Source organism: Oceaniovalibus guishaninsula JLT2003 (assembly GCF_000299575.1).
GTDB lineage: Bacteria > Pseudomonadota > Alphaproteobacteria > Rhodobacterales > Rhodobacteraceae > Palleronia > Palleronia guishaninsula.
Genome location: NZ_AMGO01000021.1, coordinates 318,232 through 339,457, shown reverse-complemented (window position 1 = coordinate 339,457; position 21,226 = coordinate 318,232). Strand labels below are relative to the sequence as shown.

21 protein-coding genes and 1 pseudogene are annotated in these 21,226 nt (G+C 64.8%); 11 read left to right on the top strand and 11 right to left on the bottom strand.

What is annotated here, in order from left to right:
* Positions 1-28: 28 nt before the first annotated feature.
* Positions 29-694 carry a Tim44/TimA family putative adaptor protein gene (locus tag OCGS_RS07660; protein ID WP_007426670.1) on the bottom strand — a complete coding sequence of 222 codons (666 nt, stop codon included), beginning with the start codon at positions 692-694 and terminating at the stop codon, positions 29-31.
* A gap of 98 nt (positions 695-792) precedes the next feature.
* Between OCGS_RS07660 and OCGS_RS07655 the strand changes: the two genes are divergently transcribed.
* Both OCGS_RS07655 and secB read left to right on the top strand, forming a co-directional pair.
* Positions 793-1,284: an FxsA family protein gene (locus OCGS_RS07655; protein WP_007426669.1), complete on the top strand. Its 492-nt coding sequence runs from the start codon at positions 793-795 to the stop codon at positions 1,282-1,284.
* Positions 1,285-1,367: 83 nt separating this feature from the next.
* The gene (gene secB / locus OCGS_RS07650; RefSeq protein WP_007426668.1) at positions 1,368-1,892 is read left to right on the top strand and encodes a protein-export chaperone SecB; all 525 of its coding nucleotides are present in this window, start codon (positions 1,368-1,370) and stop codon (positions 1,890-1,892) included.
* Between the two features lies 1 nt (position 1,893).
* On the opposite strand, the pseudogene dnaQ reads toward secB, so the two are convergent.
* The 4 genes and pseudogenes from dnaQ to OCGS_RS07630 all read right to left on the bottom strand — a co-directional run bounded on the left by dnaQ (position 1,894) and on the right by OCGS_RS07630 (position 4,588).
* Positions 1,894-2,582: pseudogene (gene dnaQ, locus OCGS_RS07645) on the bottom strand (DNA polymerase III subunit epsilon).
* Complete coding sequence (gene coaE / locus OCGS_RS07640; RefSeq protein ID WP_007426666.1) at positions 2,575-3,171, bottom strand: dephospho-CoA kinase; 597 nt, start codon at positions 3,169-3,171, stop codon at positions 2,575-2,577. The pseudogene dnaQ and the gene coaE overlap by 8 nt, the downstream one beginning before the upstream one ends.
* Positions 3,168-4,004 (bottom strand): shikimate dehydrogenase, encoded by an 837-nt coding sequence (locus OCGS_RS07635; protein ID WP_007426665.1) that lies wholly within the window; start codon positions 4,002-4,004, stop codon positions 3,168-3,170. Before OCGS_RS07635 ends, coaE begins: the two co-directional genes overlap by 4 nt.
* A complete protein-coding gene (locus tag OCGS_RS07630) occupies positions 4,001-4,588 on the bottom strand; it encodes a Maf family protein (protein ID WP_007426664.1) in 588 nt (195 codons plus the stop codon). Before OCGS_RS07630 ends, OCGS_RS07635 begins: the two co-directional genes overlap by 4 nt.
* Positions 4,589-5,009: 421 nt before the next feature.
* Here OCGS_RS07630 and OCGS_RS07625 point away from each other — a divergent pair, with 421 nt between their 5' ends.
* From OCGS_RS07625 to OCGS_RS07595, 7 genes are all read left to right on the top strand, one after another.
* Entirely contained in the window at positions 5,010-5,456 is a 447-nt protein-coding gene (locus OCGS_RS07625) for a CopD family protein (protein WP_007426663.1), read from the top strand.
* A 111-nt stretch (positions 5,457-5,567) separates the two neighbouring features.
* Positions 5,568-6,839 carry a transcription termination factor Rho gene (rho, locus tag OCGS_RS07620; protein ID WP_007426662.1) on the top strand — a complete coding sequence of 424 codons (1,272 nt, stop codon included), beginning with the start codon at positions 5,568-5,570 and terminating at the stop codon, positions 6,837-6,839.
* Positions 6,840-6,849: 10 nt separating this feature from the next.
* Complete coding sequence (gene mnmE / locus OCGS_RS07615; RefSeq protein ID WP_007426661.1) at positions 6,850-8,127, top strand: tRNA uridine-5-carboxymethylaminomethyl(34) synthesis GTPase MnmE; 1,278 nt, start codon at positions 6,850-6,852, stop codon at positions 8,125-8,127.
* Between the two features lie 9 nt (positions 8,128-8,136).
* The gene (gene mnmG / locus OCGS_RS07610) at positions 8,137-9,990 is read left to right on the top strand and encodes a tRNA uridine-5-carboxymethylaminomethyl(34) synthesis enzyme MnmG (RefSeq protein WP_007426660.1); all 1,854 of its coding nucleotides are present in this window, start codon (positions 8,137-8,139) and stop codon (positions 9,988-9,990) included.
* A complete protein-coding gene (gene rsmG, locus OCGS_RS07605; RefSeq protein ID WP_040610670.1) occupies positions 9,983-10,588 on the top strand; it encodes a 16S rRNA (guanine(527)-N(7))-methyltransferase RsmG in 606 nt (201 codons plus the stop codon). Before mnmG ends, rsmG begins: the two co-directional genes overlap by 8 nt.
* Positions 10,563-11,369, top strand: coding sequence for a ParA family protein (locus OCGS_RS07600; RefSeq protein WP_007426658.1), 807 nt, complete (start codon positions 10,563-10,565; stop codon positions 11,367-11,369). The genes rsmG and OCGS_RS07600 overlap by 26 nt, the downstream gene beginning before the upstream one ends.
* Positions 11,369-12,280: a ParB/RepB/Spo0J family partition protein gene (locus OCGS_RS07595; protein ID WP_007426657.1), complete on the top strand. Its 912-nt coding sequence runs from the start codon at positions 11,369-11,371 to the stop codon at positions 12,278-12,280. The genes OCGS_RS07600 and OCGS_RS07595 overlap by 1 nt, the downstream gene beginning before the upstream one ends.
* On the opposite strand, the gene hemW is transcribed toward OCGS_RS07595, so the two are convergent.
* The 3 genes from hemW to rph are packed head-to-tail and all read right to left on the bottom strand — an operon-like array spanning position 12,277 to position 14,706.
* Positions 12,277-13,395, bottom strand: a complete 1,119-nt coding sequence (gene hemW, locus OCGS_RS07590; RefSeq protein ID WP_007426656.1) for a radical SAM family heme chaperone HemW — start codon at positions 13,393-13,395, stop codon at positions 12,277-12,279. The genes OCGS_RS07595 and hemW overlap by 4 nt on opposite strands.
* Positions 13,388-13,999 (bottom strand): RdgB/HAM1 family non-canonical purine NTP pyrophosphatase, encoded by a 612-nt coding sequence (gene rdgB, locus OCGS_RS07585; RefSeq protein WP_007426655.1) that lies wholly within the window; start codon positions 13,997-13,999, stop codon positions 13,388-13,390. Before rdgB ends, hemW begins: the two co-directional genes overlap by 8 nt.
* A complete protein-coding gene (rph, locus tag OCGS_RS07580) occupies positions 13,996-14,706 on the bottom strand; it encodes a ribonuclease PH (RefSeq protein WP_007426654.1) in 711 nt (236 codons plus the stop codon). The genes rdgB and rph overlap by 4 nt, the downstream gene beginning before the upstream one ends.
* Before the next feature lie 117 nt (positions 14,707-14,823).
* Here rph and hrcA point away from each other — a divergent pair, with 117 nt between their 5' ends.
* Complete coding sequence (hrcA, locus tag OCGS_RS07575) at positions 14,824-15,855, top strand: heat-inducible transcriptional repressor HrcA (RefSeq protein WP_040610759.1); 1,032 nt, start codon at positions 14,824-14,826, stop codon at positions 15,853-15,855.
* Between the two features lie 146 nt (positions 15,856-16,001).
* Positions 16,002-16,511: a nucleotide exchange factor GrpE gene (locus OCGS_RS07570; RefSeq protein ID WP_052026149.1), complete on the top strand. Its 510-nt coding sequence runs from the start codon at positions 16,002-16,004 to the stop codon at positions 16,509-16,511.
* Positions 16,512-16,518: 7 nt separating this feature from the next.
* Here the strand turns inward: OCGS_RS07570 and mutS are convergent, their stop codons facing one another.
* From mutS to OCGS_RS07555, 3 genes are all read right to left on the bottom strand, one after another.
* Positions 16,519-19,128 (bottom strand): DNA mismatch repair protein MutS, encoded by a 2,610-nt coding sequence (mutS, locus tag OCGS_RS07565; protein WP_007426651.1) that lies wholly within the window; start codon positions 19,126-19,128, stop codon positions 16,519-16,521.
* A 42-nt stretch (positions 19,129-19,170) separates the two neighbouring features.
* Complete coding sequence (gene msrA, locus OCGS_RS07560; protein ID WP_007426650.1) at positions 19,171-19,827, bottom strand: peptide-methionine (S)-S-oxide reductase MsrA; 657 nt, start codon at positions 19,825-19,827, stop codon at positions 19,171-19,173.
* Between the two features lie 99 nt (positions 19,828-19,926).
* Positions 19,927-21,144 (bottom strand): argininosuccinate synthase, encoded by a 1,218-nt coding sequence (locus tag OCGS_RS07555; RefSeq protein WP_007426649.1) that lies wholly within the window; start codon positions 21,142-21,144, stop codon positions 19,927-19,929.
* Between the last annotated feature and the right edge of the window lie 82 nt (positions 21,145-21,226).

Genomic DNA, 21,226 nt, shown 5'->3' with positions numbered 1-21,226 from the left:
CAGGGGGCGTGGGGACGATCCGCGCCGGTCATTCGCCCGTGGCGACGAGCTGCCAGTTCGGATCGCCCGTGCCCATCTTGCGCGCGAAGGTCCAGACATCGCGCTGGCGCTTGATCTCGCCCGGATTGCCCTCGACGATCTGGCCGTCGCTGTCGCGCACCACCGATGTCAGCTCGCCCACGAAGCGCACGACCATCTGTCCCACATCCGTCGCCCGGTCATAGCTTGCCTCGACCAGGGTGGTATCGCGCACGCCCATGACCTCGCCCTCGATCGTCAGACCGCGCTCGGTCCGGTCGGCGATGACGGCATCGAACGCCTCGGCCACGTCGGGGTCGAGAAAGCCCCGCACGTCGGAAATATCGCCCTTCTCGAACGCGGTCAGGATCATCTCGTAGGCGCTGCGCGCGCCGTCCAGGAATTCGCGCACGTTGAACGACGGCTCGACCGTCTTCATCGCCATCAGCGCCTTGGCGCTGTCCGACTTCTCGGGAACGTGATCGGTGATGTCGCGGTCGGGCCCGCCCTCGATCACCTCGAAATCGGGACGGCGCGACACCTTGGACGCCGGTCCCGGCCCGGCGACCGGCGGCTTCTCGAACCCGTCGCGGGTGCCCAGAACGCTGCGCAGGCGCAGGATCAGGAAGATCGCGATGCCGGCGAGAACCAGAAGCTGTATCACGGCGGAATCCATCGTTACCTCGGGGGAGTTGGAAGGCGGCGTCCTTTGCCCTTATGTAGGGTCGTGACCGGGCCAAGTCCACCTCCGCCCCCGGATGTGAGGAGAACAAGATGTGGCTATTCGTCCCTTTCGTGCTGATCCCGCTGATCGAGATCGCGCTGTTCATTCAGGTCGGCGGCCTGATCGGCCTGTGGCCGACGCTGGCCATCGTGGTGATGACCGCCATCGCCGGCACGTCGATGATGCGCAGTCAGGGTGCGATGGCGATGGCGGATCTGCGCCGGTCCATGCACGATCTGCGCGATCCGACAGAACCGCTGGCGCATGGCGCGATGATCCTGCTGGCCGGCGCGCTGCTGCTGACGCCGGGGTTCTTCACCGATGCCTGCGGTCTGCTGTTGCTGGTCCCGCCCGTGCGCCGCGCCGCCTTGCGCGAATTGCGCCGCCGGGTGAAGATCCAGCACTTCGCCTATGGCCCCTCCACACCCCCCGGTGCCGGACCGCGCGGCCCTGCCGGACGCGGCGACATCATCGAAGGGGACTTTACCGAGGAACCCGCGCCGCGCGCCGACCGCGGCCCGTCCGGCTGGACGCGCCACTGACGCCCTGCGGCGTTGAGACCGCGCCGCGAACCTGATAACCCCATCCGCGACCGCGCCCACGCGCATCCCAGCCCGAGGTTCCCATGGCCGATACCGAAACCGACACCACCGAAACGCAGACCAACGGCGCCGTTCCGCCACAGCCGCAACTGCGCATCCTGGGCCAGTTCATCCGCGACATGTCGTTCGAGAACATCGTCTCGCGCGGCGGCATCACCGGCGATGTGACGCCCGATATTTCGGTTCAAGTCAGCCTGGACGCCAAGAAGCGCCCCGAGGCCGAGGACCGGTTCGAGGTGGTCAGCAAGTTCAAGGTCACGTCGAAGAACAAGGGCACCGACGATACGCTGTTCCTGCTGGAGCTTGAATATGGCGGCCTGTTCTCGATCCAGAACGTCCCGCAGGAACAGATGCACCCGTTCCTGCTGATCGAATGTCCGCGCATGCTGTTTCCGTTCGTGCGCCGGATCGTCAGCGACATCACCCACGACGGCGGCTTCCCGCCGCTGAACCTCGATACCATCGACTTCGTGGCACTCTATCGTCAGGGGCTGGCCCAGCGGCAGGCCGCGCAGCAGGCGCAGGCGCAGGCCCCGATCGCCAACTGACCTAGCAGGCCGGCGGCGTTCCCCACAGCGCGCCGCCGATCCGGGCCACGAACGCGGCATGCGCCTCGGCCTCGGCGTCGGTCAGGCGCGGCGGCAGCGGACGGGGACGGGGGACGGCCGCCAGGCGACAGCCGTATCGGTCTGCTGCGCGCCGTCGCTCGACAGCCCGAAATCCGGCTGCCTGCCGCCGATCAGTTCCAGATACACATCCGCCAGGATTTGCGCGTCCAGCAGCGCGCCGTGCAGCGTCCGCGCGCTGTTGTCGATGCCGAAGCGGCGGCACAGCGCGTCCAGCGACGCGGGCGCGCCCGGAAACCGCCGCCGCGCCATCGCCACCGTATCGACGGCGCGGTCCATCGCCAGCAACGGCAGTCCCGCCCAGCCCAGTTCGGCATTGAGAAACTTCATATCGAACGCGGCATTATGGATGATCAGCCTGGCATCGCCCGCAAAATCCACGAAAGCCTGCGCGACGGCGGCGAAAACGGGTTTATCGCGCAAAAAGTCGTCGCCCAGCCCGTGCACCTCGAACGCATCCTGCGGCATGGCGCGCTGGGGATTGATATATTGATGATAGGTCCGGCCCGTGGGCATGTGGTTCAACAGCTCGACCGCGCCGATCTCGACGATCCGGTCGCCGGTCGCGGGCTCGAACCCGGTCGTTTCGGTATCCAGCACGATCTCACGCATGGGCACGGTCCCGCAAACGGGCCACAAGCTCGGCCACCTGCCGCGCGGTATCCTCCATCGTCTCGGTCGTGACAACCGCGGCGGCGCGGCGGCGCTTTTCGGCATCGGGCAGTTGCTGCGCCTTCAGCGCCTCGAATTGCGCGACGGTCATCCCCGGACGCGCCAGCACCCGCGCGCGTTGAAGCGGCTCGGGCGCGCTGACCGTCACGACGAAATCGACGTCCTTGTCGCCCCCCGTCTCGAACAGAAGCGGGATGTCCAGCAGCACCATCGGCGCGCCTGAAGCCGTCACGAACGCGGCGCGATCCTCGGCCACAAGCGGATGGATCGCTGCTTCGATCCGGGGCAGGGCATCGGGGTCGGCGGCGATCCAGGCCTTCAGCCGCTCGCGGCTTACGGCATGTTCGACAATGGCCTCGGGACGGATCGCCGCGATCGCCGCGACACCGGCCCCGCCTTTCGCATAAAGGCGATGCACCGCCGCATCGGCGTCCCAGACCGGGATGCCGTGCTGCGCGAACATCGCCGCCGTCGTGGACTTTCCCATGCCGATGGATCCGGTCAACCCGATGCGGAACGGGCGCGTCATGGTCCCAGAACCGCCGCGCGCGTGGATTCGTCGACGGGCGGACGGGCGCCGAACCACCGCTCGAACCCCGGTACGGCCTGCCAGATCAGCATCCCGACGCCATCGACCACCGTGCATCCCATGGCCCGCGCCTGCGCCAGAAACGCCGTTTCGACCGGCGTATAAACCAGATCCGTCACCACGCTGCTGCGCGACAGCCCGTCCAGCGGCACGCGAAACTCGGGCTTGCCGACCATCCCCAGAACGCTGGCATTCACGACCGTCGCCGCGTCCTCGACGATATTGCCCGCCTGCGTCCAGTCATAGACGACGATCTTGGCGCCGAACTCCTTGCGCAGCGCCTCGCTTCGGGCGCGGGTGCGGTTGGTCAGCCGGATCTCGGTGACGCCCGCGTCGATCAGCGATGTCAGCACCGCCCGTGCGGCACCGCCCGCCCCGAAGACGGCCGCCGGTCCGGCGCGCGGCTGCCAGTCGGGTGCCCCCTGCCGCAGGTTCTCCATGAAGCCGTAGCCGTCGGTATTGTCCGCCAGGATGCGCCCGTCCTCGCGGAAGGTCAGCGTATTCGCCGCACCGACCAGGGCCGCGCGGTCGGTCACGCTGTCGGCGATCTCCAGCACCTGTTCCTTGTGCGGCACGGTCACGTTGCCGCCGACGAACCCCATCCGCGGCATCGCGCGCAGCGTATCGCGCAGATCCGTCCGCGCCACGTCCAGCGGGACATAATGTCCGGCGATCCCCAGCACGCGCAGCCAGTGGCCATGCAGGCGGGGCGACCGCGAATGGGCGACCGGCGATCCGATCACCCCGGCCAACGGAATACGGGGATGCGTCATGCCGGCAACGTGCCCCGGTCGATCAGCCACGACAAGAGCGGGATCAGCGGCAGGCCGAGAACGGTGAAATAATCCCCCTCGATGGCGGTGAAAAACCGCGCGCCTTCCTCCTCCAGCTTGTAGGCTCCGACCGAGTCGCGGATGCTGTCCCAGTTCCGCGCGATGTAATCGTCGATATATCCTGCGCTCAGCCCCCGCATCGTCAGCCGCACCTGGCCCACATGCCGCCAGACCGGCCGCCCGTCCTGAAACGCCACCACGGCCGAAAACAAAGCATGCCGGTCGCCCGAAAGCGCGCGAAGCTGCCGCGCTGCGCCCTCGGGGCTTTCGGGTTTGCCCAGCACCCGGCCGCGATGATCCAGCACCTGATCGCAGCCCAGCACCAGCCGGTCCGGATGGCGGGCCGCCACCTTCGCCGCCTTCGCCTCGGCCAACGCGTCGGCGATGTCGCGCGGCGTGGCGCCCTCGGCCTCCAGCGCGGCGCGCAGCGCGGCCTCGTCAACGCGCGGCACCACGACATCGCAGGCGACGCCCGCCCGGTGCAGCATCTCTCGCCGGATCGCCGATCCCGATGCCAGGATCATTGCGGACAATCAGGTGGATAAGCACCCGTAGAAACCGTGGGGCGATCCTGGGGATAACCGACCGCAGACCGTCGCGCCCGGTGTTCCACCCCGACCGTCCCCCGATCCCCGCGATTCGTCCCCGTGTAGAATTGCGCGTGTTTTTTCAGAACGTCCTCCACAGGCCAGCGATTGCCCTATTGAATACCACACGGCCCATCCACAGGTGGAAAGACGTGCAGATCGTTGTAAACGCTATCTGAAAATATGCTCTCCCTGCAACGCTCCACCGAATTATCCACAGCCGACCCCTACTGGGGATGATCCGTCAGCCCATTGGGGAAAACCCGCCACCCCCGACTTATCCACCGACCAACATCCACATCATCTTTTCTTTCTCTTTCTTTCTTGAAAGGAAGAAGCAGCCGCGCAGGAGATCCGCATGCTCGCCGCCCTTTATCCCTGGACGCTGACGCTGCATGTCCTGTCCTTCGTGGCGTGGATGGCCGGGCTGTTCTATCTGCCGCGCCTTTTCGTCTATCATACGGAAACCGCACAGAATCTTCCCGACCGGCAGGAACTGTTCGGCACGATGGAACGGCGGCTTCTGCGCGGCATCATGAACCCCGCGATGATCGCCACATGGGTGTTCGGCCTGCTGCTTCTGGCGACTCCGGGCATCGTCGACTGGCATCGGGTCTGGCCCTGGACGAAAGCCGCCGGCGTGCTGGGAATGACCGCGTTTCATATGTGGTGCGCCCGCCAGCGCCGCGAACTCGGGCAGGGGCACTTCCGCCATACCGGCCGCCACTACCGCCTGATGAACGAGGTTCCGACGCTGCTGCTGATCGTCATCGTCGTGTCGGTCATCGCCCGCCCCTTCGACTGATTCACACATGATTGACATGGGACGCCGCTGGGCCTAGGTCGGCGCTGCGGCCGTCCGGCATGCACCCTCCCTTCGTTCCCCGACAGCGGCACCGTTCCGCGCAGGATGCCCATGACCCAAGATCGCCTGAACCTTGCCGATCTCAAGGCGCAGACCCCCAAGGATCTGCTGTCCTACGCGGAAGAGCTGGAAATCGAGAACGCATCGACCATGCGCAAGGGCGAGATGATGTTCTCGATCCTCAAGGAACGCGCCGACGATGAATGGGTGATCGGCGGCGACGGCGTGTTGGAGGTCTTGCAGGACGGATTCGGCTTTCTGCGGTCCCCCGAAGCGAACTATCTGCCCGGACCTGACGACATCTATGTCTCGCCCGAGATGATCCGCCGCTATTCCCTGCGCACCGGCGACACGGTCGAGGGCGTGATCCGCGGTCCCGACGACACCGAACGCTATTTCGCCCTGACCGAGGTGGAGCGGATCAATTTCGAAGACCCCGAGCGCGCGCGCCACAAGGTCGCCTTCGACAACCTGACGCCGCTTTATCCTGACGAGCGGATGACGATGGAAATCAGCGATCCGACGCTCAAGGATCGCTCGGGCCGCATCATCGACCTGGTGGCACCCATCGGCAAGGGCCAGCGATCGCTGATCGTGGCACCGCCCCGCACCGGCAAGACCGTGCTGTTGCAGAACATCGCCAACAGCATCGAAAAGAACCATCCCGAATGCTACCTGATCGTGCTGCTCATCGACGAGCGGCCCGAGGAAGTGACCGACATGCAGCGGTCCGTGAAGGGCGAGGTTGTCAGTTCGACCTTCGACGAACCCGCGACCCGCCATGTTGCCGTGTCGGAAATGGTGATCGAGAAGGCCAAGCGCCTGGTCGAACACAAGCGCGACGTGGTGATCCTGCTCGATTCGATCACCCGGCTCGGCCGCGCCTTCAACACCACCGTCCCGTCCTCGGGCAAGGTTCTGACCGGGGGCGTCGATGCCAATGCCCTGCAACGGCCCAAGCGCTTCTTCGGCGCCGCCCGCAACATCGAGGAAGGCGGATCGCTGACCATCATCGCCACTGCGCTGATCGACACCGGCAGCCGTATGGACGAAGTGATTTTCGAGGAGTTCAAAGGCACCGGCAATTCCGAGATCGTCTTGGACCGCAAGGTTGCCGACAAGCGCGTCTATCCTGCCATGGACATCCTCAAATCCGGCACCCGCAAGGAAGAGTTGCTGGTCGATCGGACGGATCTGCAAAAGACGTTCGTCCTGCGGCGCATCCTCAACCCGATGGGCACGACCGATGCGATCGAATTCCTGCTGGGCAAGCTCAAGCAGACCAAGTCGAACGCGGAATTCTTCGAATCGATGAATACCTGAGGGCTAGGCCATGGACACCATCTTTGCCCTGGCGACCGCGCGGGGCAAAGCCGGGGTCGCCATCGTTCGCATCTCGGGGCCGCTTGCGCGGCCGGGCCTGACGCCCTTTATCGGCCCCCTGCCGCCCCCGCAGACCCACGCGCTGCGGACCGTCCGTTCGTCGGATGGAGAGGTGATCGACCGCGCGCTGATTCTCGCCTTTGAAGCAGGTCACAGCTTTACCGGCGAAGATGTGGTCGAGCTTCACCTGCATGGCAGCCCCGCCATCATCGGTCGCGTCCTGACGTTGCTGGATGCAATTGACGGCTTCCGCCCTGCCGAACCGGGCGAATTCACCCGCCGCGCCCTGATGAACGATCGGATGACGCTGGATCAGGTCGAAGGGCTGGCCGATCTGATCGACGCCGAAACCGACCTGCAACGCCAACAAGCGCAACAGGCGTTCGACGGCGTTCTATCGACGCGCGTTGCTCAATGGCGCAATGATCTGCTTGAAGCCGCCGCCCTGATCGAGGCGACAATCGACTTCGTTGACGAAGACGTGCCGGTCGACGTGATGCCGGATGTGTCGGCGCTGATAGACCGGACTCGGCAAAGCCTTCAGGATGAACTCGACGGCTCGTTCGCCGCCGAACGCTTGCGTGACGGGTTCGAAGTGGCCATCGTCGGAGAGCCGAATATCGGAAAGTCCAGTCTTATCAACGCATTGGCGCGTCGGCAGGTTGCCCTTACATCCGACCTTGCGGGAACGACCCGCGATGTGATCGAGGTGCGGATGGAGATTGCCGGCCTTCCCGTAACCCTTCTGGATACGGCCGGCCTGCGTGAAGCTACCGATCCAATCGAGCGCATGGGCGTCGATGTGGCACGCACACGTGCCGATGCCGCTGACCTGCGAATTTTCTTGGTCGAAAGCCTCTCGGAAGCCCTGCCTTTTCCCGGTTTGCCTGATGACATTGTCGTCAGGACCAAGGATGACGCTGGCCGTCTGGACAACTCGATCTCGGCCCGAACCGGGCACGGGCTGCCCGCACTGGTTCAGAAAATCGCGGACCGCTTGACCTATAAGGTATCCCAAGCGTCCCTGACCACACGTGAAAGGTATCGGAATGCCTACCGCATCGCGCTTTCCACCCTAGATCACTGCAACAACCTCTCCGATCATCAGGCCGAAGTGATCGCCTTGAACATCCGCGACGCATCGGACGCTCTGTCGGAACTGATCGGTCCATTGCAGCCTGACGATGTCCTCGATATTGTCTTCTCTCGTTTCTGCATCGGAAAGTGAGTGTTTCACGTGAAACATTGTGACGTCATCGTTGTTGGCGGCGGTCACGCCGGAACCGAAGCCGCGGCGGCCGCTGCCCGTATGGGAGCGGAAACGGCGATGATAACGATGAACAGACATTCCATCGGCGCGATGTCCTGCAATCCGGCAATAGGAGGTCTTGGGAAGGGCCATCTCGTCCGCGAGGTCGACGCGCTTGCCGGTATCATGGGCCAAGCAGCCGATGCGGCAGCGATTCATTATCGCCTTCTCAACCGCAGCAAAGGCCCGGCCGTTCAGGGCCCGCGCGCGCAGATGGATCGGGTTCTTTACAGGCAAGCGGTTCAAGCCGAGCTTGCAGGATTACCCGAGCTTGAGGTTATCGAGGGCGAAGTCGCTGACTTGCTTCTTGAGAATAAAACAGTCGTCGGGGTGGTCTTGGCAGACGGTTCCGAAGTCCGGGCGTCTGCGGTTGTGTTGACGACTGGCACTTTCCTAAACGGTATCATTCACATTGGAGAGCAGCGGAAAGCCGGAGGGAGAGAAGGCGAGAGTGCCGCGATAGCCCTATCCCAACGGCTTTATGAAGCGGATTTGCCCATGGGGCGCCTCAAGACGGGAACTCCACCGCGTCTTGCTGCCGGGTCGATCAACTGGAACATCCTTGAGTCCCAACCCGGCGATACCGACCCCGTCTATATGTCGTTTATGACGGACGCGGTCGCTAACCGTCAGATTCATTGTGCGATCACGCATACGAACGAGAGCACCCATGACATCATCAGGTCGAACCTCTCCAAGTCAGCGATGTATTCTGGCCAGTTGGGGGGAAAGGGACCGCGCTATTGTCCGTCCATTGAGGACAAGATCGTCCGTTTCGCGGATAAGACTTCTCATCAGATCTTCTTGGAGCCTGAAGGTCTCGATTGCAATGTCGTCTATCCAAACGGGATTTCGACATCCCTCCCCGCGGATGTCCAGGAGGCCTACGTCCGCTCTATAAAAGGATTGGAAGATGCCGAAATCGTTCAACCGGGCTATGCCATTGAATATGATTACATCGATCCAAGGTGTTTGAACCACACCCTTGAATGCCGCGCCTTTCCCGGTTTGTTCCTTGCCGGCCAGGTCAATGGCACAACCGGCTACGAAGAGGCTGCTGCCCAAGGACTCCTAGCCGGCACGAACGCGGCTGCCGTAGCGCAGAAGAAAGACAAAAGGATCTTGTCCCGGTCCCAAGCCTATCTCGGGGTTATGATCGACGATCTGGTGACACGTGGTGTAACCGAGCCTTATCGCATGTTCACCTCAAGGGCAGAGTTTCGGTTGACCTTGCGTGCCGACAATGCGGATCAGCGCTTGACCGAGTGGGGTCGTAGTTGGGGTCTCGTAGCCGATGCCCGCTGGGACGCCTATCAGACGAAGGCAGGGCTTCTTCGTGATTGGGGAAGTCGGCTGAAAGAGCGCAGGCTTACCGCTAAGGAGGCCAACCTACTGGATGTTGCAGTCGGCTCGGGCAAGTTGAAGTCCGTCTATGAGGTGTTGTCGCAAGAAGGGGTCTCTTTCCGAACACTCGCGCCCTTGTTTGCGGAAGAATGTCCGGAAGGTATTGCCAGCCAGCTGAAGCGGGACGCGCAGTATCAGCATTATATCGAGCGCGAAGCGGCTCAGGTCGATCGGCTTCAGCGGGAGGAGAATATAGCGTTGCCTGCCGATCTCGACTATCGACAGATTTCCGGGTTAGCATCCGAACTGAAGGAGAAGCTGGCAAGCGTATCGCCAGCAACCTTAGGTCATGCCGGGCGAATTGAGGGCATGACTCCCGCAGCGCTGAACGCTATTTTGCTTCATCTCAGACGTCGGGGGTTCCGTCAAAGTGCGTGACGGTGATGTTTCACGTGAAACATATGACGCATTCGGATACTACATTGCGCTGTTGGAAAAATGGAACGCGCGGATAAATCTGATAGCCCGTTCCACGAGTTCCGAGATTTGGAACCGTCATATCCTGGACTCTTTCCAGTTGGTGCAGTTCGCTGACAAAGGTTACAGGTGGCTTGATCTTGGGTCAGGCGCAGGATTCCCTGGGATCGTGGTGTCGGTCGCAAGGCCGGATGTTCCGATGACCTTGATCGAGTCGGATAACCGCAAGGCGGCCTTTCTTCGCGAAGTGGTGCGTCAGCTTCGCCTTGACTGCACGGTTATTGCGGATCGTATCGAGCGGATTGAACCGCAGAACGCTGCGATCATCTCGGCACGGGCATTGGCGCCGTTGAGCGAGCTGCTGGGCCTTGCTGCGCGACATGCGACCCCGGAGACGGTTTATCTTCTGCCGAAAGGGCGGGACTGGGAGATGGAAGTGGTCAAGGCCCGTGGAATGTGGCAATTCGACATGGAAACCTTCCCCAGCCAGACCGATGCGCAAGGTCGGATACTGAAATTGCGGAGTGTGCGCCGTGTCGCTTCCGAATCCGGGTCCTGAAACCCGCCTGATCGCAATCGTCAACCAGAAGGGCGGCGTTGGTAAGACGACGACCGCCATCAATCTGGGTGCCGCCCTCTGCGCGGCAGGATCCAAGGTTCTTGTGATCGACCTCGATCCGCAGGGGAACGCCTCGACCGGGTTGGGCCGGGAAGTGGCCGAGCGCGTCAAAACATCTTATGATTTACTGCTGGACGACGTCCCATTGAGTGAAGTCATGCAGACGACGGCGACGCCCGATTTATGGATCGTGCCTGCCACGGCGGATCTGAGTTCGGCGGATTTGCAGATGATGTCCGATGCGCGGCGCACCTATCGGCTTAGGGATGCGCTGAAACCGGCGAAACAGGGTCCGTTCCTTGATTATGTCCTGATCGATTGCCCGCCGTCCTTGAGCCTGCTGACCATCAACGCGATGGTTGCGGCGACGTCGGTGCTGGTGCCGTTACAGAGCGAATTTTTCGCCCTGGAGGGGTTGTCGCAACTGATGCTGACGATCCGTGAAGTTCGCCAGTCCGCCAATCCCGACTTGGGTATCGAGGGGGTGGTGCTGACGATGTTCGACGGCCGCAATCGCCTGGCGCAGCAGGTTCTGGCCGACGCGCGCGAGACCCTGGGCGAGCTTGTGTTCCAGACGGTGATTCCCCGGAACGTCAGGGTCAGCGAGGCACCGTCATTCGCGCAATCCGTCCTGGACTACGATCCGCTGTCGAAAGGCAGCATGGCATATCGTGAACTGGCGGCCGAGCTGATCCGCCGCAATTCCCTGGTGGAGGTTTGATGGTGGCGGAAAGACAGGAGCGCAGGGGCCTGGGCAGGGGCCTGTCGGCGCTGATGGCCGATGTCGGGGCGGATATCGGCCCCGAAAGCGAGGCGGGACGTCGCCGGGCCGAGTCGCGCATTCCGATCGATCGGATCGACCCGAATCCCGATCAGCCGCGCCGCTCCTTCGGCGAACCGGCGCTGGAGGATCTGGCGGATTCGATCCGGTCCAAAGGCATCATCCAACCGTTGATCCTTCGCAAAAGCCCGGACGACCCCGCGCGTTATCAGATCGTCGCGGGCGAGCGGCGGTGGCGGGCAGCGCAGATGGCGCAGTTGCATGACGTGCCGGCCATCGTGCGCGACCTGAACGATACCGAGGTGCTGGAAGTCGCCATCATCGAGAACATCCAGCGATCCGATCTGAACGCGGTTGACGAGGCCGCAGGGTATCAGGCGCTGATGACCCGGTTCGGCCATACGCAGGAACAGCTTGGCGAGGCCCTAGGCAAGAGCCGCAGCCATATCGCCAACTTGTTGAGATTGCTGAGCCTTCCCGAGGACGTTCAGGGATTTGTGGCGGATGGCCGGCTGACCGCGGGCCATGCGCGCGCCTTGGTGACAAGCGACAACGCGTCCGAGATCGCGCGCGACATCATCCGCAAGGGGCTGTCGGTGCGCGAGGTGGAACGGCTGGTCAAGCGGCCCCTGGGGCCTGTTAAGGCGGCAGCGCCCCGCGCGGGGCGGTCGGCAGGCAAGGACGCCGATACGCTGGCGCTGGAGGAGCATCTGAGTTCGGCGACGGGAATGATCGTGACGATCGACCATCCGGTCGGCAATCGGTCGGGCAGCATGACGGTGACGTATGCCACGCTGGAGCAGCTTGACGAGCTATGCGCGCTGCTGACGGGCGGAAACGGCGAAAGCTAGGCCAGCAATTCGCGCAGGATCGCGTTCAGCAACGGACGGCCCTGGGGCGTGACGGCCATGCGCGTTCCGTCCGCGACCATCATGCCCAATTTGACCATGGCGCTGACGCGGTTGCGGATCGGACCGGGCGACGGAAGGTCGATGCCGTCGCTAAGACGCAGGCCCATCATCAGCCTTTCTTCCTCGACCTCGCTCGATGAAAGCGGCTGGGGGGCGTCGTGTAGTTCGCCCGTTTCCACGGCACTGAGCCATGCGGCGGGCGCTTTCGGCGCGACGGTGGCATGGCGCGTGCCGTTCAACGTCAGCCTGCCATGCGCGCCAGGGCCGATGCCGGCATAGTCGCCGCCGCGCCAATAGGTCAGGTTGTGGCGGGATTCCGCACCGGGGCGGGCGTGGTTCGACACCTCGTAGGCGGGCAAGCCGGCGGCGTCGGTCATGTCCTGGGTCAGGGCGAACAGGTCCGCCCCCAGATCCTCGTCGGGCAGACCGCGCAGGCCGCCCTGGGCGAGGCGGTCGCCGAAGGCGGTGCCGTCCTCGACCGTAAGCTGGTAGAGCGACAGGTGATCGGCGGCCATCGTCAGCGCCTCGGCCAGTTCGGTGCGCCATGCGGCCAATGTCTGATCTTGTCGGGCATAGATCAGATCGAAGCTGACGCGGTTGAAGGTGCGGCGTGCGATGTCGAAGGCGGCGCGGGCCTCGGCGACGCTGTGCAGGCGGCCGAGACGTTTCAGATCGGCGTCGTTCAGCGCCTGGATCCCCATCGAGACACGGTTCACGCCGCCGTCGCGATACGCGCGGAAGCGGCCCGCCTCGACCGAGGTGGGGTTGGCTTCCAGCGTGATCTCGACATCGTTGGCGGTGCGCCAATGGCGGCGGATGCCATCGACGATCGCCGCGACGAGATCCGGGTCCATCAGGCTGGGAGTGCCGCCGCCGAAGAAGACGGATGTGACGATACGGTCAGGGGTCAGGGCAGAAACACGCGCGATTTCAGCAAGGTAAGCCCGCTTCCACCCGCCCTGGTCGATGGTGGCCGCGACATGGCTGTTGAAGTCGCAATAGGGGCATTTGGCCTGGCAGAAGGGCCAATGGAGATAGACGCCAAAGTCAGGCAAAGCAGGCTGCGATCAGCTTGTCGAAGGCGCGGGCGCGGTGACTGATGCGGTTCTTTTCCCAGCGGTCCATCTGGGCGAAGGTCACGTCATATCCGTCGGGCTGAAAGATCGGGTCATAGCCGTGACCAAGCTTGCCGCGCATCGGCCAGACGACGCGACCGGGCATGATGCCGGCGAAAACCTCGTCATGGCCATCGGGCCAGGCGAGGCAGAGCGTGCAGTTGAACTGCGCGGTGCGCGGATGCGGCGCGCCAGCGGCTTCCAGCAGGTCGTGGGTGTGGCGCATGGCATGGACGAAATCCCGGCCTTGCGGCGTTTCGGCCCAGTCGGCCGTGTGGATGCCGGGGGCGCCGTCCAGCGCGTCGATGGCGATGCCCGAATCGTCCGACAGCGCGGGCAGGCCGGTGGCGCGGGCGGCGGCATGGGCCTTGATGCGGGCATTGTCGGCGAAGGTCGCGCCATCCTCGACGGGTTCGGGCAGGCCATGATCGGCGTTCGAGGTCAACGCGATGCCATAGGGGGCCAGCAGGGCGGCGATTTCGTCCAGCTTGCCGCGGTTATGGGTGGCGACGACCAGGCTGTCGCCGGTGAAGCGGCGGGTCATGCGATGGCGGCCTCCTGGGCGGCGACCAGTGCCGCGGTTCCTTCGGCGGCGAGGTCGAGCAGGCCGTTCATCTGGTCGCGGGTGAAGGTCGCGCCTTCGGCCGACATCTGAACCTCGACCAGGCGGCCCGCGCCGGTCATCACGAAGTTGCCATCGACGCCCGCCTCGCTGTCTTCTGGATAGTCGAGATCGACCAGCATCTGCCCGGCATAGACACCGCAGGACACGGCCGCGACATGGTCGGTCAGCGGATCGGTGACGATTTGCCCCGCCTTCATCAACTTGTTCACGGCCAGCCGCAGCGCGACCCAGCCGCCGGTGATCGCGGCGCAGCGGGTGCCGCCATCGGCTTGGATCACATCGCAATCGACGGTAATCTGCCGCTCGCCCAAGGCGTTACGATCCAGAACGGCGCGCAGGGACCGTCCGACGAGGCGCTGGATTTCCTGCGTGCGGCCCGACTGACCTTCCTTTGCCTCGCGCCGCATCCGGGTATGGGTGGCGCGGGGCAGCATGCCGTATTCTGCCGTCACCCAGCCCTGGCCGGTATTGCGCATGAACGGCGGCACGCGTTCCTCGATGGACGCGGTGCACAGCACATGCGTGTCGCCGCAGCGGATCAGGCACGACCCTTCGGCATGGCGCGTCACGCCCGTCTCGATTGAAATGGGACGCATTTCCCCTAGATTTCTGCCGGACGGACGCATGGTGTTTCCTTTTTGTGAACCCGTGGGTCATATGCCGTCGGTTTCCAGCAACGCAACCCCGATCACGATTTGACCGATTCCCGCCCGCAGACCCGTCATGCCGATCTTCTGGCGCAGATGAACGACCGCACACGCGAGGTTTTTCGCCGCGTGGTCGAAGGGTATCTGGACAGCGGCGATCCGGTCGGGTCGCGCACCCTGACCCGCACGATGAGCGAGAAGGTCAGTGCCGCCACCATCCGCAACGTCATGCAGGATCTTGAACATCTGGGCTTGCTCGATTCGCCGCATGTCTCGGCCGGGCGGATCCCGACGCAACTGGGTCTGCGGATGTTCGTGGACGGCCTGCTGGAAGTGGGCGAACTGACCGAGGACGATCGCCAGCGCCTCGACCAGACGACGGGCAGCGATCCTGACGTGGCCAGCCTGCTGGACCGGGTGGGATCGGCCCTGTCGGGGGTGACGGCGGGTGCGTCGCTGGTGCTGGCACCCAAGCACGAAGCGCCGATCAAGCATATCGAATTCGTGTCGCTGGGCCCGGACAGGGCGCTGGTGGTGCTGGTCTTCGCGGACGGCCATGTCGAGAACCGCGTCTTCAACCCGCCGCCCGGACAGACCCCTTCGTCGATGCGCGAAGCGGTCAATTTCCTGAACGCCATGGCCGAAGGCCGCACACTGAGCGAATTGCGCGCCGGGGTGGAACGTCAAATCGCCGCGAACCGCCGCGATCTGGACACGCTGGCCGCGGCACTGATCGCGTCGGGCATGGCCGTTTGGGAAAACGAAGGCGGCCCCTACGAAAGGTTGATCGTGCGGGGGCGCGCGAACCTTCTGGGCAGTTCCGCCGAAGCGGCCGAGCTTGAGCGGATCCGCAGCCTCTTTGACGATCTGGAACGCAAGCGCGACATCGCCGAGTTTCTGGAACTGGCCGAGGAGGGTGCCGGCGTGCGGATCTTCATCGGGTCCGAGAACAAGCTTTTTTCGCTTTCGGGTTCCTCTTTGGTGGTTTCCCCATATATGAACGCGGATCGTCGGATCATCGGCGCCGTGGGCGTGATCGGACCGACGCGGCTGAATTATGGACGGGTGGTGCCGATCGTGGACTACACGGCACAACTGATCGGCAGGCTTCTGTCGGGACGAACGTAGCAGGTGACAGAATGAAACAGGAACACGACGACAGCATCGAAGCTGCGATCGAAGAGATGTTGAAAAGCGAGCCCGAACCCGAGCAGGGCGCGGCCAGCAAGGTGCGTCGCAAACCGCGTATCGCGGCGGTGCAGGACGACGACCCGATGCTGACCGAAGGGCAGGATGCGGCGACGGACGGTCTGCGCGCCGAGATGGAGGAGTTGCGCGCCGAGCGCGACGAACTGCGCGATCGCTTCATGCGCGCGCTGGCCGACGCCGAAAACGCGCGCAAGCGGTCCGAGCGCGACCGCAAGGAAGCCGAGAATTACGGCGGATCGAAGTTGAGCCGGGACATGCTGCCGGTTTTCGACAACCTGCGCCGTGCGCTCGATTCGGTGACGGACGAACAGCGCGAATCGTCGAAGGCGCTGATCGAGGGCGTCGAATTGACCATGCGCGAATTGGTGAACGTCTTTGCCCGTCACGGTATCCGCACCATTTCGCCGGCCATCGGCGACAAGTTCGATCCGGCCGAGCATGAGGCCATGTTCGAGGCGCCCGTGCCCGGCACGAAGAAGGGCGAGATCATTCAGGTGATGGCCGACGGGTTCATCCTGCATGACCGCCTGCTGCGCGCGGCGCAGGTCGGCGTCAGTTCGACCCCGGCGGAATGAGCGCGGGTCAGGTCAGCGACTTCAACTCGTAGACAAGCTGAAGCGCGTCCAGCGGCGACAGGCAGTCGGGCTGCACATCGGCAAGCCGCGCCGCCACCGGATCGGGGGCGGCAGGCGGTTCCGGCCGGGCCGGTGGGGCAGCGCGGAACAGCGGCAGGTCGTCGATGATCGCGGTATGCCGCCCCTCGGCCTCGCCCTTCTCCAGCGCGGCCAGAACGGTGCGGGCGCGGTCGATCACGGCGGCGGGCAATCCCGCCAGCCGCGCCACCTGCACCCCATAGGATCGGTCGGCGGCCCCGCGCCGCACCTCGTGCAGGAAGATGACGTCGCCCTGCCATTCCTTGACCGCGACGGTGGCGTTCACCAGTTTCGGCAGTCGGTCGGCCAGCCGCGTCAATTCATGGTAATGCGTGGCGAACAACGTCCGGCAGCCGTTGACGTCATGCAGATGTTCCAGCGTCGCCCAGGCGATCGACAGGCCGTCATAGGTGGCCGTGCCGCGCCCGATCTCGTCCAGGATCACCAGCGCGGCCGGATCGGCCTGGTTGAGGATCGCCGCCGTCTCGACCATTTCGACCATGAAGGTGGACCGGCCGCGCGCCAGATCGTCGGCAGCCCCCACGCGGCTGAAAAGCTGGCTGACCAGCCCCAGATGCGCCGACGATGCCGGAACGAAGGCGCCCATCTGCGCCAGCACGGCGATCACCGCGTTCTGCCGCAAGAAGGTGGATTTGCCGGCCATGTTCGGCCCGGTCAGCAACCAGTGCGACGTGTCCGGCCCCAGATCGCAATCGTTGGCGATGAAGGGCGCGCCGCCCTGTCGCCGCAGCGCCTGTTCGACCACGGGATGCCGCCCGCCGGCTACTGAAAAGGCGCGGCTGTCGTCGATTTCGGGGCGAACCCAGCGATCGCTGCGCGCCAGATCGGCCAAGGCCGCGGCCACGTCGATCCGGGCGAGCGCGCGGGCCGTGTCGTTCAGCGCTGCCGCATGGTCGAGGATATCCGCCGCCAGCGTGGCGAAGATGCGGCGCTCGATCTCCAGCGCCTCGCCGCCCGCGTTGAGGATGCGGGTTTCCAGCGTGGCGAGGTCGGTGGTGGTGAAGCGGACCGCGCTGGCGGTGGTCTGACGGTGGATGAACCGGTCGGCGCGGGCCTGCATCGTTCCGGCATGGGCGGCGGTCGTTTCGATGAAATAGCCCAGCACGTTGTTATGCCGGATCTTCAGCGACGATATCCCCGTCTCGGCGGCATAATCGGCCTGCATCCGGGCGATGACGCCGCGTCCTTCGTCGCGCAGGCGGCGCGCGGCGTCGAGGTCGTCGTCGGCACCGGACGCGACGAAACCGCCGTCGCGCGCCAAGGTCGGCGGTTCGGCCACCAGCGCCGTGTCCAGCCGGTCGTGCAGGGCCGTCAACGCGTCCAGATCGGTCAGGTCGGCCGACAGGAACGGCGGGGCGAAGGCGGCGATGTCGGCGGCGCAGGCCAGACCGTCGCGGATCGCCGCCAGATCGCGCGGCCCGGCCCGGTCGAGGGCGATCCGCGACAAGGCGCGGTCGATATCGGGCAGGCCGCGCAGCGCGTCGCGCAGACGGTCGCAGGTCGCACGGTCGTCCACCAGATGCGCCACCGCATCGTGCCGCGCGCGGATCGTCGGCAGGTGGCGCGACGGGGCGGTCAGACGCCGTTCCAGCAGCCGCCCGCCCGCCGCCGTGACGGTGCGGTCGATGGCCCAAAGCAGCGATCCGTCGCGCCCGCCGGACAGGCTGCGCGTCAGTTCCAGGTTGCGGCGGGTGGCGGCGTCGATCTGCATCCAGCCATCGGGCGCCTCGCGGACGGGCGGGCGCAGCAAGGGCAGGCGACCCTTCTGGGTGATCTCCAGATAGGCGACCAGACCGGCCAGGGCGGCGATCTCGGCCCGTTCGAAACTGCCGAAAGCGTCGAGCGTCTCGGCGCCATAGACCTGCGCGACGCGGGCCGCGCCCGACACGCTGTCGAAGCTGCCGCGCGAAAGGGGTGTCGCGGCGGCACCTGTGTCGGTGACGATGGCGGCCAGATCGCCTTCGTCCGCATCGCTGAGCAGCACCTCGCTGGGGGATAGACGGGCCAGTTCGGGGCCGAGGCGCACGGCGGGGCACGGTGCCACGCGCAATTCGCCTGTGGAAATGTCGGCCCAGGCCAGCGCGCCGGTGTCGCGGATGCGGGCATAGGCGGCAAGATAGTTGTGCCGGCGCGCATCGAGCAGCGATTCTTCGGTCAGGGTGCCGGGCGTGACCAGACGCGTCACGGCGCGGCGGACGACCGATTTCGAACCGCGCTTCTTCGCTTCTGCGGGATCCTCCATCTGTTCGCAGACGGCGACGCGAAAGCCCTTGCGGATCAGCGTCAGCAGATAGTTTTCTGCCGAGTGAACAGGCACGCCGCACATCGGAATGTCGTCGCCCAGATGCTTGCCGCGCTTGGTCAGCGCGATGTCCAGCGCGGCGGCGGCGGCCACGGCATCGTCGAAGAACAGCTCGTAGAAGTCGCCCATCCGGTAGAACAGCAGATCGCCCGGATGGTCGGCCTTGATCGACAGATATTGCGCCATCATCGGCGTGACGGCGGATACGACGTTCATGGATGGCCCCCCGGTTCCGGCGGCCATCCTAGCGGCTTGGGCCTAGCCGGTGAAGGGTGCCGCGTCGCCCCAAAGCTGGCGCACGCGCTGGTCGCGCCCGCAGCGGTCGCGATAGCGGTCGTAGGCCACGGATTTCGGCACGCCCAGCCCCACGGACGAAAACGCGATGCGGTCGTCGCTCTTGTAATAATCCTGGTGATAGTCGTCGGCGGGATAAAATTCGGCCGCGCCGAGCACCGGGGTCACGATGGTCTGACCGAGCGCCTGCTGCGCCTGCCGCTTTTCCTGCTCGGCGATGCGCTGCTGTTCGTCGTTCAGCGCGAAGATGGCGGTGCGATAGCTGTCGCCGCGGTCGCAGAACTGCCCGCCCGCATCGGTCGGGTCGATGGAACGGAAGAACAGGTTGACGATCTGCCGATAGTCGATGACGGACGGGTCGTATTCGATCTCGGCCACCTCGTAATGGCCGGTGCCGCCCCGCACGACCTGTTCATAGGTCGGATTGGCGACGCTGCCGCCGGCAAAGCCCGACACGACCTCTTTCACGCCCTCGACCTTCTCGAAATCGGCCTCGACGCACCAGAAGCAGCCGCCGGCGACCAGCGCCGTTTCGGTCGATTGCGCCTGCGCGGTCTGTGCCGCGGCCGCCGTGATCAGGGCCATGCCCGCCAGCAGCGGACGGATGGAGGTCGTGTTCATCGCTCTCTCCTCTTTTGCCGACAAATGTGCGCCGCTGGCATCCGCAGGCAAGCGATCTGCGCGCCATCTCACGACAGCTTGAGGATCGTTGCGACGCGGTCAGCTCACGCGGCGGTTGCGTTCGGCGATCAGCTTCAGCCGCAGCGCGTTGAGCCGGATAAAGCCCGCCGCGTCCTTCTGATCGTAGGCGCCGGCGTCGTCCTCGAACGTGACATGCGCTTCGGAATAGAGCGAATGGTCCGACCAGCGGGCGACGGTGCGCGCGCTGCCCTTGTAAAGCTTGAGCCGCACGGTGCCGGTGACGTGCCGTTGCGAATGGTCGATGGCGGCTTGCAGCATCTCGCGTTCGGGCGAGAACCAGAAACCGTTATAGATCAGTTCGGCATAGCGCGGCATCAGCTCGTCCTTCAGATGCGCCTGCCCGCGGTCCAGCGTGATCGATTCCATCGCCCGGTGCGCTTCCAGAAGCAGCGTGCCGCCGGGCGTTTCATAGACGCCGCGCGACTTCATGCCGACGAACCGTCCCTCGACCAGATCGAGCCGTCCGATCCCATGCGCGCCGCCCAGATCGTTCAGGCGCGCCAGCAGGACGGCGGGCGACAGCGCCTCGCCGTCGATGCTGACCGGATCGCCGCGTTCGAACCCGATCTCGACCATCTGCGGGGTGTCGGGGGCATCCTCGGGGTCGGTCGTGCGCTGGTAGACGTATCCGGGCGCTTCCTGACCCGGATCCTCCAGCACCTTGCCCTCGGACGAGGTGTGCAGAAGGTTAGCATCGACGCTGAACGGAGCCTCGCCGCGCTTGTCCTTGGCGATGGGGATCTGGTGCTGTTCGGCGAAATCCAGCAGGCGGGTGCGGCTGGTCAGATCCCATTCGCGCCACGGGGCGATGACCTTGATCGCCGGGTTCAACGCATAGGCGGACAGTTCGAACCGGACCTGATCGTTGCCCTTGCCGGTGGCGCCGTGGGCCACGGCATCGGCACCCTCGCGTTCGGCGATCTCGACCAGCCGCTTGGAGATCAGCGGCCGCGCGATGGACGTGCCCAGCAGATAAAGCCCCTCGTAGACGGCATTGGCGCGGAACATCGGGAACACGAAGTCGCGCACGAACTCCTCGCGCAGATCCTCGATATAGATGGCGCTGGCGCCCATCATCTCGGCCTTCTTGCGGGCCGGTTCCAGTTCCTCGCCCTGGCCCAGATCGGCGGTGAACGTCACCACCTCGCAGCCGTATTCGGTTTGCAGCCATTTCAGGATGATCGACGTGTCCAGACCGCCGGAATAGGCCAGGACGACTTTCTTGGGGGCGGACATGGACGTTCCTCGGATCGGCTGAATGCGCCTTGCGCCTAGCCGTTTCGCCCCGTCATCGCAAGCGTCGGGGCGTCCGGCACGG

Bases quoted from the DNA above. Each gene is read 5' to 3' on its own strand.
- OCGS_RS07655 (WP_007426669.1), top strand. From the start codon at position 793: ATGTGGCTATTCGTCCCTTTCGTGCTGATCCCGCTGATCGAGATCGCG.
- rph (WP_007426654.1), bottom strand. From the start codon at position 14,706: ATGCGTCCGTCCGGCAGAAATCTAGGGGAAATGCGTCCCATTTCAATC.
- mutS (WP_007426651.1), bottom strand. From the start codon at position 19,128: ATGAACGTCGTATCCGCCGTCACGCCGATGATGGCGCAATATCTGTCG.
- rho (WP_007426662.1), top strand. From the start codon at position 5,568: ATGACCCAAGATCGCCTGAACCTTGCCGATCTCAAGGCGCAGACCCCC.
- rdgB (WP_007426655.1), bottom strand. From the start codon at position 13,999: ATGACCCGCCGCTTCACCGGCGACAGCCTGGTCGTCGCCACCCATAAC.
- OCGS_RS07660 (WP_007426670.1), bottom strand. From the start codon at position 694: ATGGATTCCGCCGTGATACAGCTTCTGGTTCTCGCCGGCATCGCGATC.
- OCGS_RS07630 (WP_007426664.1), bottom strand. From the start codon at position 4,588: ATGATCCTGGCATCGGGATCGGCGATCCGGCGAGAGATGCTGCACCGG.
- OCGS_RS07570 (WP_052026149.1), top strand. From the start codon at position 16,002: ATGCTGACCGAAGGGCAGGATGCGGCGACGGACGGTCTGCGCGCCGAG.
- OCGS_RS07625 (WP_007426663.1), top strand. From the start codon at position 5,010: ATGCTCGCCGCCCTTTATCCCTGGACGCTGACGCTGCATGTCCTGTCC.
- secB (WP_007426668.1), top strand. From the start codon at position 1,368: ATGGCCGATACCGAAACCGACACCACCGAAACGCAGACCAACGGCGCC.
- msrA (WP_007426650.1), bottom strand. From the start codon at position 19,827: ATGAACACGACCTCCATCCGTCCGCTGCTGGCGGGCATGGCCCTGATC.
- OCGS_RS07555 (WP_007426649.1), bottom strand. From the start codon at position 21,144: ATGTCCGCCCCCAAGAAAGTCGTCCTGGCCTATTCCGGCGGTCTGGAC.
- hrcA (WP_040610759.1), top strand. From the start codon at position 14,824: ATGAACGACCGCACACGCGAGGTTTTTCGCCGCGTGGTCGAAGGGTAT.
- coaE (WP_007426666.1), bottom strand. From the start codon at position 3,171: ATGACGCGCCCGTTCCGCATCGGGTTGACCGGATCCATCGGCATGGGA.
- mnmE (WP_007426661.1), top strand. From the start codon at position 6,850: ATGGACACCATCTTTGCCCTGGCGACCGCGCGGGGCAAAGCCGGGGTC.
- OCGS_RS07595 (WP_007426657.1), top strand. From the start codon at position 11,369: ATGGTGGCGGAAAGACAGGAGCGCAGGGGCCTGGGCAGGGGCCTGTCG.
- OCGS_RS07635 (WP_007426665.1), bottom strand. From the start codon at position 4,004: ATGACGCATCCCCGTATTCCGTTGGCCGGGGTGATCGGATCGCCGGTC.